The organism is Mangrovimonas yunxiaonensis, from assembly GCF_000733475.1.
Lineage (GTDB): Bacteria > Bacteroidota > Bacteroidia > Flavobacteriales > Flavobacteriaceae > Mangrovimonas > Mangrovimonas yunxiaonensis.
On the sequence record NZ_JPFK01000007.1, the window covers coordinates 436,908 to 449,739 of the forward strand.

Below are 12,832 nucleotides of genomic sequence, written 5' to 3' on the forward strand. Positions count from 1 at the left end.
ATGGCGTATACCGAATTTGACGATCAGGATTTTCAGGATAAAGGGGGGATAACCTTCGATTTTAAAGGCTACCTGTTTAAGGTGCTTAACATGTGGAAACTGGTGGTTTTAAGCATTGGTTTGGCCCTGATTGTCGCTTATTTGATTAATGTGCGCAAGCAAAACGTTTACCGTTTAAGCTCGTTGGTATCTGTTGAAAACGAACAAAATCCATTCTTTACAGCCAATACCAGCATTTCCTTTAACTGGGGCGGCGTTTCGGGAAAGATGGGAAAAGTAATTACCTCCTTACAAACCCGTACCCATAACGAAAAGGTGGTAGATAGCCTGCAGTATTACATGAGTTATCTGGTGGAGGGGAAGTACCATATGGTCGACATTTATAAAAAAGCCCCTTTTGTGGTGCATTTAGATGCGACCACGCCACAAGTACTGAATAAAAATCTGGGCATTCGGTTTATCGATTCGGAGCGCTTCGAGCTTTTTGCCGAGTTCGCCAGCAACCAGGCTACGGGACAACGCTACGATACTAAGGAAAAACAGTCGGTCGAAACACCACAAGGAGCCTTTAAGAACACCTATCGTATGGGAGAAGCCATTGACTTGCCTTTTTTTAAGGCAACCCTAACATTAAGAAATGCACGCCCCATTAAACCGGGAAGCGTTTTTTATGTTCGTTTTTTAAACTTCGATGGCGTAGTAAATGCCTATAAAAACCGCATTAAGGTAGCGCCTTTTAACAAAAGCTCTTCGGTATTGCAATTGTCGTTGTCGGGGCATAATAAAGATAAGCTGGTGGATTACCTAAATGCCACCACCAGAATACTAAGTGCGTTAGAGCTGGAGCGAAAAAACCTGTATGCATCAAACACCATTAAGTTTATTGATAGCAGCTTGGCTAAGGAAAGTCTGCGTTTAAAGGATGTTAACGATGAGATGAACAATTTCAGACGACAGAACAAGGTGTTTAATGTAAGCAGTGAAATGACTGAAACCTCTGCGAGGCTAAAAGACTTTGAGCAACAACGGGAAGAGGAGGGCAATAAGCTAAAATATTTAGATGCTCTAGAGGATTATTTACGCACCAAAACCGATTATACCAACATAGCAGCCCCAACATCGGTGGGGATTAATGAGGGGAATATTTTAAGCAGCGTTACAAAAATCACCCAATTGGCCATCGAGCGCCAAAACTTGGAGTATACCACCAAACCCGATTCGCCTTTGTTTATGGATTTGGATCGGCGTATCGATTCGGAAAAGAACGTGCTTTTAGAAACCCTAAACGCCACCAGAAAAACCATCAATATTTATTTAAGCTCCATTAACCGCAACATTGCACAGTTGGAAGGAAAGCTTAATGAGTTGCCACAGGACGAGCAGGAATATTTAAAAATTCAGCGCAAGTTAAGCATTAGTCAAGAGGCCTATAATGTGTATATGAACAAGCGCAGTGAGGCCGCTATTGTTAAGGCTGCCAATGTCTCGGATATTGTTACCATCGATGAGGCTAAAGACATAGGAGGGGGGTTGATAGGCCCTAACAAATCGCTAAATTATATGATGGCGTTAATGATTGGGTTTTTCACCCCCATGCTGCTTATTTTTATCATTTATTTGTTAGATAGCACCATACACGGCTCCGATGAGGTTGAACGCTTGTCGTCCATTCCCATTCTTGGACTGTTGGGAAAATACCGCTATCACAACAATTTGGTGGTGTACGAAAAACCCAAATCGGCCGTATCAGAATCCTTTAGGGCCATTCGTTCCAGCTTGCAGTTTATTTTGAACAGGACTAAAAAAGAAGGTGCAAAGACCATACTCGTCACATCTTCGGTAAGTGGTGAGGGCAAGACCTTTTGCTCGATAAACATCGCGACTGTTTATGCACTTTCAGGAAAGAAAACCATACTGTTGGGACTGGATTTAAGGAAGCCTAAGATTTTTGATGATTTTAACCTGAGTAACGACCGCGGCGTGGTTAATTACCTAATAGGCGACAATACAATTGAAGAGGTGATTAATACCACCCACATTGAAAATCTGGATGTGGTGGTATCTGGGCCGGTACCCCCAAACCCCTCCGAGCTGTTAATGGGAGACCCTATGGATGCGCTTATCGCACAACTAAAGGCCACTTACGATATTATTGTTTTAGACACTCCACCCTTGGGCTTGGTAACCGATGCTTTAGAACTGGTAAAATATGCCGATACTTCCATTTTTATGGTGCGTTTGGATTACACCAAAAAAGGCATGCTACAACTTATTAATGCCAAATACCGCGCCGGAGAGATTAAACACATTAGTTTTGTGCTGAATTTCTACAAGCACAAATCCAACCAAAATTATGGTTACGGTTACGGCTACGGTTATGGTTACGGCTATGGCGTGTACGGTAAAGGGTATTTAGAAACCGAAAAGCCCTCGTTCTGGAAACGCCTGCGAGCCATTTTTAAATAAGTTTTTTAAGAGACCTTCATGCACTGCGTTGACACTTCGATTGCACTCAGCGTGACAATTCTGAATGACATGGGCTGTTTTAAGTTTAAAAGCGTTTTCGTTTTACGATTCACCACTCACAACTCCCGTCTTGATTCTTAATACTTAATTCTTAATTCTTGCTTCTCACGCTTCACGCCTTTATTGTGTTTTTAAGAGATTCTTCGTTTCGCTGGCGCTCACTCTGAATGACATGGGCTTTTTTTAGAGGGGTCTGAGCCCCGGCCCTAAAGGGGGAATCTTGTTTTGTTTTATTTATTTGAGAAGGTCTGAGCCCCAGCCCTAAAGGGGGAGTCTTGTTTTGTTTTTTCTATTTTATTGTGTCTCTTTTTGCTGTTTTTTTCCGTTTTATACCTTCTTGCTTATTATGCTCTTTCTCCTTTTTCATTAATAATCCTCCAATTTAATTATTAATATATTTCTCCTTTTGCAAACATAGGATGACATGGGCTGTTTTAAGTTTAAAAGCGTTTTCGTTTTACGATTCACCACTCACAACTCCCGTCTTGATTCCTGGCTCTTAATTCTTAATACTTAATTCTTAATACTTAATTCTTGCTTCTCACGCCACACAACCCACAACATCATATCAACCATAAAGCTCCAACAAACTTACCCCATGCGTTTTTTTATACGAGAGTTTTTGTTTGTCATAGCAATTGTTATCTTAGCCTTTAAGAAGTATTTAACAACTGTATGGGCTTAGAAACGCGCGTGTACCAAAAGGAAAATAACCTACGGTTTGGAAAGCTGTTACGGGCATCGTTAACCGATATGGTGTCCTCCCGGTTTTTAGCCACCCAATTAGCGGTTCGCGACATAAAAGCCCAGTACCGTCAATCGTATTTTGGGATTTTATGGGCCTTTATTACACCATTAACCACCGCTTTTGTTTGGATATTCCTTAACAGTACGGGTACCATTAGGCTAACCGATACCGGAGTGCCCTATCCGGTGTATGCGTTTTCAGGAACCTTGTTGTGGTCTATTATTAAAGAGGCAATCAATACGCCCATCTCTAGCACCAATGCAGCAAAATCTATTTTAACCAAGATTAATTTTCCTAAGGAAGCCTTAGTGGTGTCAGGGATTTTTAAGTTGCTCTTTAACAGTGCGATAAAAGTCCTTTTGCTAGTCGTGTTTATTTTTGTGTTTGGTGTCGGGTTTCATTGGAGTTTATTACTGTTACCGTTTGCGTTATTAGCCGCGGTATTTTTTGGAATAACCATAGGCTTGTTTTTAACCCCTATTGGCATGCTGTATAAAGATGTAGGGCGATTGATTAGTTTCGGACTAGGGTTTGTCATGTACGTCACACCTGTAGTATATGCTATTCCTAAAGAGGGTATTATGAGAAGCATCATGCTATGGAATCCGTTTACCCCTGTTATCGTTACGGCGAGAGACTTGGCTTTAGGACAACCATTACAGTTTTTACCCTATTATATCGGATTATTATTAGCTTGTGTGCCACTGTTGTTTGTAGGCTTGGTGTTTTATAGAGTGTCTATTCCTATTATTGTAGAACGAATGAGTGCGTAGAGGAGGTGTTAGTTATCAGTTATCAGTTATCAGTTATCAGTTATCAGTTATCAGTTATCAGTTTTCTGTTACAACCGACAACCGACAACCCACAACCGACAACCCACAACCGACAACCGACAACCGAAATAAAGAAAAATGAAAAGTTATAAAGATTTAGAGGTTTATGTGTTAGCTTTCCAATATGCTATTGAAGTACACGAATTAACATTAAAGCTCCCTAAGTACGAACTTTACGAGCAAGGAAGTCAGTTGAGAAGATCATCTAAATCTATAAAAGATAATATTGTTGAAGGCTATGGGAGGCGTGGTTACAAGCAGGACTTTATTAAGTTTTTAGTGTATGCACATGCATCGCTTTTAGAATGTTTAAGCCAGTTAGAAATGATAGAGCAGTTATACGAATTAGACGTAAATGATTTAATTTCAAAATATGATGCCTTAGGAGCAAAAATATATAGTTTTAAAAATTATGTAGAACAACATTGGAAAGTTTGAAGTTCTCAGTTAACAGACAACCCACAACCCACAACCGACAACCCACAACCCAAAACCGACAACCGATAACCGACAACCCGCAACCCACAACCGAAAACAGACAACCGAAAACAGACAACCCACAACCCACAACCGACAACCGACAACCGATAACCGACAACAGTAACAATTGAAGAACAACGAACACAACATACAATCCGATAGGGAAGTCCTCGTAAAAGTAGAAAACCTCAGCAAAAAATTCTGCAAAGACCTCAAGACCAGCTTATGGTATGGTGTTAAGGACTTGGTAAGCGGGGTTCGTGGCAACAAGCACGAGCGCGAACTGCGCCCCAAAGAGTTCTGGGCGGTAAAAGATGTGAGTTTCGAGCTGCGCCGTGGGGAGTGTTTAGGCCTGATAGGGCATAATGGCGCAGGAAAAAGCACCCTGCTTAAAATACTAAACGGCCTCATTAACCCCGATGCCGGTAAAGTCACCATCAAAGGCCGTGTGGGGGCACTTATAGAGTTAGGGGCTGGCTTTAACCCCATACTTACAGGGCGCGAAAACATTTATAACAATGGGGCGGTGTTAGGGTTTTCACGGCAAGAAATCACCCAAAAGCTAGACGACATTATTGCGTTTGCCGAGCTAGAGGACTTTATCGATATGCCCGTACAACATTACAGCAGTGGCATGAAAGTACGCCTAGGCTTTGCGGTAGCGGCCCAAATGGAACCCGATGTCTTGATTATTGATGAGGTGTTGGCGGTGGGAGATTTAGGGTTTGTATTAAAGTGTTTTAAGCAAATTGATACTATTTTGCCCAACACGGCTATCGTATTTGTAAGCCATAGTATGCCTATGGTGTCCCGTATTTGTAACCAGATGATTTTAATGGAGCATGGAAAACCTAAGTTTCAAGGAACTAATGTTGCTAAAGGCATAGATTTGTATTATACGCGGTTTGCTAATAATGAAAGCAATGTGGTGTTTGATGATGGGAGTTTAGAGTTTTTGTCCCACAATTGCGATTTAGAACAAGGTCAAGTGTTGAGAGGACAAGATATAGGAATAAGCCTTTGTTTTGCTATAAAGAAAGGAGCTCTTAAAGTGGTACCTACCGTATATATGGAGATAAAGGATAAAGATTTAAGGCCTGTGGCAGGAGTGCAAAGTGGCCAAGAATCTATTGAGGTTAAAGATGCCAAGTATTTAAAGTATTATTTTACCATTAAAAACTCAATGTTTACACTAGGGGCTTATGGTATTGATATTAGTGTAAAAGATGCTGAAAGCAACAGCCCCATTTTGAGGGTGAACAATTTTATAAAATTTTCGGCTGTAGGAGATAAGAGTATGTGGGTTCCCTTTGAACTACAAACAGATGTAGCTGTAGAACTTAAATGATATGATAAACGTAACCAAAACCTTTTTACCCCCTCAAGAGGAATATCAAGCTATTTTACAACGGGCTTGGGATACGGGTTGGATGACCAATAGAGGCGTTTTGGTACAAGAACTTGAAGCTAAACTAAAAGACTATTTAGAAGTTGGCAACATCATAGCCATGACCAATGGCACCTTGCCGTTACAAATAGCAATAAAAGCCTTAGGGTTAACAGGGGAAATTATTACCACCCCCTTTAGTTATGTAGCTACGACCAGTAGTATTATTTGGGAAGGCTGTACGCCTATTTTTGTAGATATCCATCCAGAGTATTTAACTATAGACGAGACCCAAATAGAAGCCGCAATAACCCCAAAGACCACAGCCATATTGGCAACACATGTCTTTGGAAACCCCTGTGATGTAGAAGCGATACAGGTTATTGCTGATAAGTATGGGTTAAAAGTGATTTACGATGCCGCCCATTGTTTTGGGGTAAAATATAAGGGGCAGCCTATTTTTAACTATGGCGATGTGAGTACCTGTAGTTTTCATGCGACCAAGTTGTTTCATACGGGAGAAGGAGGCGCTTTGTTTTGCAAGCCTGAGTATTACGATGTCATGTTTTCCCATCACAACTTTGGGCATGAGGGACAGGAAGCCTTTAAAGGTTTGGGAATAAATGCCAAGATGAGCGAACCCCAAGCAGCTATGGGCTTGGCGGTACTGCCGTATATGGAAACCATTTTGGAACAGCGAAAACAAGTAGTGGCATCTTATAATGAGGCTTTGGCTAGTTTGCCTCTAAAACCATTAAAATTACGGGAAGGCACCCAGTGGAATTATAGTTATTACCCGGTGATTTTTGAAAATGAAACACAGTTGCTCAAGGCTAAAATAAAGCTTAACGAAAATAACATATTTCCTAGACGCTACTTTTACCCAAGTTTAAATACCTTACCGTATTTAAAAACTGATGCAATGCCAATAGCAGAAGCCATATCTAAACGGGTAATGTGTTTGCCGTTGTATCTGGGATTATCAAAAAATCAAATAAAGGGTATAGTGAGTAAGTTTATTTAAAAAAATATAAATGAAATTAGATTTTAAAGAAATAAAGGAATTTTTAAATAAACATGCAATTTCATTTAAGTGTAATGATTCGATTGTAGGTAAATATGAATTAGCTTCTTTGTTTAATCCTGTTGATTTCGGGTTTTATTTTTTTACAGGCACTGATGCTAAGATATTACAAGTAAATCATTCTTTGTTTCTTGTTTCTAATGATTTTAAGGTTACTATGGACTGTTCAAATCAGTATGTTTATTTACTTGAACATGACCCGCAACATGTTTATTACTTAATAATGCTTGAGTTTTTTGGAACTAAATCAACAGGTGTTATAGCAGCTACATCAAGAGTCGATCCAGAGGTGAAACTAGGCAATAATGTGCAGATTGATGATTTTTGTGTTATTGAAAAGGATGTTATTATTGGAGATAATGTTATTATTGGTAGTCATTGTAAAATTCATAAAAACAGCGTAATTCGAAAAAATACTATTTTAGAAACCATGTCTGTAATTGGAGCTAGAGGTGTTGCCTGGGTGTGGGATAAAAATCAAGAAGAGAAAATATTACAGCCGCAGTTAGGCGGGGTAGAAATAAAAGAAAATTGTTTTTTAGGAGCTAATACAGTAATTGTAAGAGGTTCTATTAATGAAAAAACAACTATAGGGGCTAGCTCCTATTTAGCTCCAGGTTGTAGAATTGGGCATGGTAGTATTTTAGGAAATTATGTGCATTTAGCTAACAATGTAATTACAGGAGGGAATACAGTTATTGGAGATTATTCTTTTGTAGGGTCTGGAGTTGTTTTTAGGCCAAAAATTAAAATACATGCCAAAACCATAGTAGGGGTTGGAGCCGTTATTGTTAAAAACACAAGTGAGGAAAATAAACTTTTAAAAGGAGTGCCAGCTCAAGAATACGATATTCAAAATCAAATGTCTGGTATGCCTAAGCCAAAACAATAAATTTATTATGATTTCAAGTAAAGCAAAAATAGGTGAAAATGTAGAAATTGGTAACTATGTAGTAATAGAGGATGGCGTAGTTATAGGAGATGGAACCATTATTAAAAATTATGTTGAGTTAAGGGAAAATACAATTATTGGAAAAAATTGCTTCATAGATTCGAGAGTAAGTACTTCAGGGAACTGTATTATTGGAGATAATGTTACTTTAAGGTATGATTCTATTATTGCAAGAGGTTGTGTGATAGGAAGTAATACTTATGTTTCTCCTAGAGTAATGACAAATAATTTAGATTCGGGTAAAGAAGCAATTGGAGGAGCAAAAATAGGAGAAAATTGTTTTATTGGGACAAACACAGTTTTGCAACATGGAATAGTGGTTGGAGATAATTCAATAACTGGCTCTATGTCTTTTATTACAAAGGATGTACCATCTAATGAAATTTGGATTGGGATCCCTGCTAAATTCTATAAAGAAAATTTATGAGGCCGTTACTAAGTGTTTGTGTTGTAACCTACCAACATGTTAATTACATCAAACAATGCCTAGATGGCATTCTCATGCAGGAAACCACATTCCCATTTGAAATTATCTTGGGGGAAGATGAAAGTACAGATGGTACCCGTGAGATTTGTATAGACTATGCCAATAATTACCCCGATAAAATAAAACTGTTTTTACGCTCACGTAAAGATGTGATTTATATAAACGGCAACCCTACAGGACGTTATAATTTTATAGAAAATTTAAAAGCTTGTAGCGGTAAATACATTGCTTTATGCGAAGGAGACGATTATTGGACAGACCCTTTAAAGCTACAAAAGCAGGTAGATTTTTTGGAAGGAAATGAAGATTTTACCATATGTTTTCATAAGGTGAAATTGTTGAAAGGTAGTGAACTAGAAGAATCGGATGATATTACAATTGAAAGGTATAATAAAATAAAAAAATTACCAGTTACTATAAATGAATTGCTGCGTTATGGTAATTTTATACACACCCCTTCTGTAATGTTTAGAAATACATTAAAGGAATTCCCTTTTGAATTATATTCGTCTCCTATAGGAGATTATTTTCTATATATTATTTTGGCCAGTAATGGTTATATAAAACGATTGGAGGATGAAATGGCGGTTTATAGAGTAGGTGTTGGATTATATTCTGGTTTAAATGCTCTATCTTATCAAAAAAACATTTTGAAGTATCAATCATGTATTTTATCATATTTAAATAATGATGAGTATAAAAATTTGCTTTTAGCAAAACAAATACATTGTATAGATGAGTATTTTAATCAATTTAGTCGCAAATTGCCTAATGATAATATTTTAATTAAGAAATTAAGTTTTAAAAAATTGGTAAAACTACTTGTGTTAAAAATAAAGAATAAATGTATTCTCAAAAAATCTACATAATTATTGTATCCTACAATGGGATGAATTGGATAGATCAATGTCTAAAAAGCTGCGGTGATTATCCTGTAATTGTAGTTGATAATGCTTCTGCCGATGATACGGTAGGTTTTATAGAACAGCAGTTTCCAAACGTCACATTATTAAAACAAGACACCAATTTAGGCTTTGGGCAAGCCAATAATTTAGGTGTTAGTTATGCGCTAAACCATGGTGCAAAGCAGGTGTTTTTGCTTAATCAAGATGCGTATTTGGAAGAGACTACCATTACACAGATGGTAGAAGTACACAAACAGTATCCAGAGTATGGTGTTTTGAGTCCGATGCATTTGAATGGTAGAGGTGATACTTTAGATTATAATTTTCTAAATTATATAAAACGCTCTAAAACATTTTTAACAGATTGTTTTTTACCCCAAAAGTCTACAAATAAAAATCACTTAGTAGAGATAGAGTTTGTAAATGCCGCATTATGGTTAATTTCTAAGGAATGCTTAAAAGAGGTAGGTGGTTTTAATCCTTATTTTTTTCTATATGGTGAGGATAGAGATTATATTAATCGGGTTCATTATAAGGGGTTTAAGCTAGGTGTGGTTTTAAATACCTTTGGGTATCACGATAGAGTTCAAAAAGACTCCATATCTAAATCACAAAAAATTGATACCACTTTATTTGAAGTACAACTATTAAACCCAGCTTCAAAAGTTAACTTTAAAGATGAAAGCATTATATTGTATAAATCTTTTATTAAAAATCTTTTCAGATTAAAGTTTAACAACTGCAAGCGTATTTTAAAGAAGTTGAACGTATTACGTTCCAATTTAAATGAATTAGAGACCTATTCGAGTTTGAGTAAGTCTAATAAAAAATTTTTATATATAAAGTAGTTTTTTTTTGAAAGCAAATAAACGAGTATCTATTATCATTCCAGCCTACAACCGCGCCCATTTAATAGGCGAAACTCTAGAGAGTATTTTGGCACAAACCTATGCCAACTGGGAATGTATAATTGTTGATGATGGCTCTACTGATAATACGGTTAAGATGGTTTCTAGCTATGTGGCAAACGATAATCGGTTTAAGTTGTTTGAGCGCCCAAATACCAGATTGAAAGGGGCTAATACGTGCCGAAATATTGGTCTGGAACAGGCGCAGGGTGATTATGTGGTGTTTTTTGATAGTGATGACTTAATGACGCCAGATCATTTGGAAACTAAAATTCAAGCTATAGAAATAGGTGATTTTGATTATTGTATAACCAAAACCGAGTATTTTAATTATGATACTGATTGTCTTGCTGAATATTACAAGTTTGATACTTGCGAAATTACACCTTATAATTACGTAAGTCAAATGATAAATTGGTTAACCTTAGACGTTTGCATAAAGGTATCCATTGCTAAATCTATATCTTTTAATGAAAATTTACAGTCAGGACAAGAATATAACTATTACTGTAAATTGGTACATAAATCTGTAAATGCTAGTTTTATTGATAAAGTTGTTTCTTTACGTAGGCATCATGAGCAATCTATACGGGCTGGTTTAGATGATAAGTTTAAATTAACTCAAAGTTATTGTAGAGCAAAATGGCATACTTATTTAGACATAAAACATCAAGCGAATAAAGAAACACGTTTGTTGCTATTGTGTATTTGTTTGCATGCTACTTATAAAGAACGACAGATTTTAGTCGCAGAAAAGAAGTTGTTTTATTGGCAAGTGTTTAAGGAGTTAGGAATAAGAGGTATGTTTTTAGGACCTATGTTATGGTCTTATAACGTTTTTGGGAAAGGGTATGTGTTTAGAAAAGAGTTGTTTAAGGCCTTTCCGGATTTGCCGTAGTGAGTCGTGGTTTGGTGGGGTTAAAAGCCAAGACAGGGAAAGTGAGTATTGCGGTGTGAGAGATTTTGTATTAGGCTGATTTTTTATCATTGGTTGTTTTTATGCCATTAACCATGTTAAAAACCTCTTTGTAGTCTAACCCCATATAATCACAGAACTCGCGTATGGTGAGTGCTTGGTGTTTTTCTTTTTCGTAAACATCTTTAATCGTACGCACTAGTGTTTGTGCTGTTGTTTGCGATTTTCCTATAATTATAGCAACCTCTTTAGGGTATATGCATAATCTTTTCATTCCCATTATACAATAAATTAAATTTCTCTTTGCTTTTTAGATTCATCGTTTTCATAATAAAAAAATTTAAAAATAGTTTGGTTTTTAGCAATTTAGGGAAACTCATTAAGAGTTTTAACATTTCGTGTTAATTCTTCTTAACAGCTTATCAACATTTAACACAATTACTCCTACAAAAAGTAATATCTCTATCGTGTTTTTTTGAGACTTTATAATAAAACACCAAGCCAATAAACCATATTAGCCTGGTGTTTAAACGCTACACAACTATACTACCTCTAAAATTTGTAAGGCATTAAAGGTTCCGTTTTTAAGCAGATACTGCACGTTGTTAATTTCCTGGAAAAAAGCCACCTTAAGTAAATAAAAGGCCTGCCCACTTCCAGTAGCTGGTGCTACGGGCGTTAGGGTAACGGTTGTTGCCGTGCCATTAATAGGCAGGTTTTCTATGTTACTTAATTGCATGTCCTTAGTTTCGGTATCGAAATCTAGATTTAGAAATCCACAACTAAACTCGACATGTGTTGCGCCTTCAGGGATGTTTAACTTTTGATCTGGTGTTAGATCATCTATTATCACTTCGCCTGTTGCGGTGTTTAACGTCCAATCGCTTAGCAACACTTCAGATAGGCTTGATTTTCTATTAAAATCGAACCCTTTTAAAGGCAGTTTTCCTTCTGGTGTTTGAATGCCTACAGCTACATTTCGCTTCCCTCGTATTGATGTTAGGTCGGCATTTTTTACTTGCGACATCACTTGTGTTAATCGGGATGCTAACTTACTGTCTTTAGCATTAGACACCATATCAATAATAGCTCGTCTTAATAGCTTTCCGCTGGAAGCGCTAGACCCGAACTCGCTATTGTTTTCACGTGTTCTTTGAAACGCTGGGTCGCTTTTAATACGGTCTTTACTTACGCCGCCTTTGGTTCTCATGCGGTATCCGTCTTCGGTCTTGTAGAAGTTTACATCGTCTAACGATCCTTCTACTTTAAAAAGGCTTTTATATTTAGCCATAACTTTAAATATTTATGTATGCTATTGTGCATACGAGTTAAACAAAAATGACATTGCGTTGCTATAGCTTTTTAATTGGTGCACCTATGTATGAGCTCCTACATATAAATTTCAACTGCAAGATCTATTAACGACAATGCTTGAGACAAATATATTTTATACTCCAAAGTCTCTTTTTTGATTTTTAGGTGTTTAGGGTGTAGTTGTTTTTCTTTTATGTTTTATCATTTTTTTGATGTTTTGATATGCGGTTCTTTGTTTTAGAGGGCTTTTGATTATAAATGGTTCTTATTTTGATTTTTGCTGTTTTTCGTT

The 12,832-nt window shown here is 37.1% G+C and carries 13 protein-coding genes; 11 read left to right on the plus strand and 2 right to left on the minus strand.

The genetic code is table 11. The features are described from left to right. The 11 genes from IA57_RS09365 to IA57_RS12380 all read left to right on the plus strand — a co-directional run bounded on the left by IA57_RS09365 (window position 1) and on the right by IA57_RS12380 (window position 11,208). Window positions 1-2,466, plus strand: a complete 2,466-nt coding sequence (locus IA57_RS09365; protein ID WP_036122452.1) for a polysaccharide biosynthesis tyrosine autokinase — start codon at window positions 1-3, stop codon at window positions 2,464-2,466. 735 nt (window positions 2,467-3,201) lie between these two features. Then, on the plus strand, window positions 3,202-4,047 hold the full coding sequence (locus tag IA57_RS09370; protein WP_036122454.1) for an ABC transporter permease: 846 nt from the start codon (window positions 3,202-3,204) through the stop codon (window positions 4,045-4,047). 138 nt (window positions 4,048-4,185) lie between these two features. Further along, window positions 4,186-4,545, plus strand: coding sequence for a four helix bundle protein (locus tag IA57_RS09375; protein ID WP_036122456.1), 360 nt, complete (start codon window positions 4,186-4,188; stop codon window positions 4,543-4,545). Continuing rightward, window positions 4,542-4,718, plus strand: a complete 177-nt coding sequence (locus IA57_RS12660) for a hypothetical protein (protein WP_169738985.1) — start codon at window positions 4,542-4,544, stop codon at window positions 4,716-4,718. Before IA57_RS09375 ends, IA57_RS12660 begins: the two co-directional genes overlap by 4 nt. Next, a complete protein-coding gene (locus IA57_RS09380; RefSeq protein ID WP_229730302.1) occupies window positions 4,715-5,935 on the plus strand; it encodes an ABC transporter ATP-binding protein in 1,221 nt (406 codons plus the stop codon). Before IA57_RS12660 ends, IA57_RS09380 begins: the two co-directional genes overlap by 4 nt. Before the next feature lies 1 nt (window position 5,936). Further along, window positions 5,937-6,998, plus strand: a complete 1,062-nt coding sequence (locus tag IA57_RS09385) for a DegT/DnrJ/EryC1/StrS family aminotransferase (RefSeq protein WP_036122459.1) — start codon at window positions 5,937-5,939, stop codon at window positions 6,996-6,998. 10 nt (window positions 6,999-7,008) lie between these two features. After that, entirely contained in the window at window positions 7,009-7,950 is a 942-nt protein-coding gene (locus IA57_RS09390) for an LbetaH domain-containing protein (RefSeq protein ID WP_036122462.1), read from the plus strand. Window positions 7,951-7,957: 7 nt separating this feature from the next. Then, window positions 7,958-8,437 (plus strand): DapH/DapD/GlmU-related protein, encoded by a 480-nt coding sequence (locus IA57_RS09395; RefSeq protein WP_036122465.1) that lies wholly within the window; start codon window positions 7,958-7,960, stop codon window positions 8,435-8,437. Then, window positions 8,434-9,366 carry a glycosyltransferase family 2 protein gene (locus tag IA57_RS09400; protein WP_051881027.1) on the plus strand — a complete coding sequence of 311 codons (933 nt, stop codon included), beginning with the start codon at window positions 8,434-8,436 and terminating at the stop codon, window positions 9,364-9,366. The genes IA57_RS09395 and IA57_RS09400 overlap by 4 nt, the downstream gene beginning before the upstream one ends. A gap of 20 nt (window positions 9,367-9,386) precedes the next feature. Then, window positions 9,387-10,250 (plus strand): glycosyltransferase, encoded by an 864-nt coding sequence (locus tag IA57_RS09405; protein ID WP_160171688.1) that lies wholly within the window; start codon window positions 9,387-9,389, stop codon window positions 10,248-10,250. Window positions 10,251-10,257: 7 nt separating this feature from the next. Next, window positions 10,258-11,208 (plus strand): glycosyltransferase family 2 protein, encoded by a 951-nt coding sequence (locus tag IA57_RS12380; protein WP_051881028.1) that lies wholly within the window; start codon window positions 10,258-10,260, stop codon window positions 11,206-11,208. A gap of 70 nt (window positions 11,209-11,278) precedes the next feature. Here IA57_RS12380 and IA57_RS09415 read toward each other — a convergent pair whose 3' ends face one another. Together IA57_RS09415 and IA57_RS09420 are read right to left on the minus strand one after the other, a co-directional pair. Continuing rightward, on the minus strand, window positions 11,279-11,500 hold the full coding sequence (locus IA57_RS09415) for a hypothetical protein (RefSeq protein ID WP_169738984.1): 222 nt from the start codon (window positions 11,498-11,500) through the stop codon (window positions 11,279-11,281). Between the two features lie 267 nt (window positions 11,501-11,767). Beyond that, complete coding sequence (locus IA57_RS09420) at window positions 11,768-12,517, minus strand: hypothetical protein (RefSeq protein ID WP_036122475.1); 750 nt, start codon at window positions 12,515-12,517, stop codon at window positions 11,768-11,770. Window positions 12,518-12,832 lie beyond the last annotated feature (315 nt).

What these genes read in the sequence shown, in the direction of transcription:
- IA57_RS09375 (WP_036122456.1), top strand. Translation starts at nt 4,186, where the DNA reads ATGAAAAGTTATAAAGATTTAGAGGTTTATGTGTTAGCTTTCCAATAT.
- IA57_RS09370 (WP_036122454.1), top strand. Translation starts at nt 3,202, where the DNA reads ATGGGCTTAGAAACGCGCGTGTACCAAAAGGAAAATAACCTACGGTTT.
- IA57_RS09420 (WP_036122475.1), bottom strand. Translation starts at nt 12,517, where the DNA reads ATGGCTAAATATAAAAGCCTTTTTAAAGTAGAAGGATCGTTAGACGAT.
- IA57_RS09415 (WP_169738984.1), bottom strand. Translation starts at nt 11,500, where the DNA reads ATGAAAAGATTATGCATATACCCTAAAGAGGTTGCTATAATTATAGGA.
- IA57_RS09385 (WP_036122459.1), top strand. Translation starts at nt 5,937, where the DNA reads ATGATAAACGTAACCAAAACCTTTTTACCCCCTCAAGAGGAATATCAA.
- IA57_RS09400 (WP_051881027.1), top strand. Translation starts at nt 8,434, where the DNA reads ATGAGGCCGTTACTAAGTGTTTGTGTTGTAACCTACCAACATGTTAAT.
- IA57_RS09405 (WP_160171688.1), top strand. Translation starts at nt 9,387, where the DNA reads ATGAATTGGATAGATCAATGTCTAAAAAGCTGCGGTGATTATCCTGTA.
- IA57_RS09395 (WP_036122465.1), top strand. Translation starts at nt 7,958, where the DNA reads ATGATTTCAAGTAAAGCAAAAATAGGTGAAAATGTAGAAATTGGTAAC.
- IA57_RS09365 (WP_036122452.1), top strand. Translation starts at nt 1, where the DNA reads ATGGCGTATACCGAATTTGACGATCAGGATTTTCAGGATAAAGGGGGG.
- IA57_RS09390 (WP_036122462.1), top strand. Translation starts at nt 7,009, where the DNA reads ATGAAATTAGATTTTAAAGAAATAAAGGAATTTTTAAATAAACATGCA.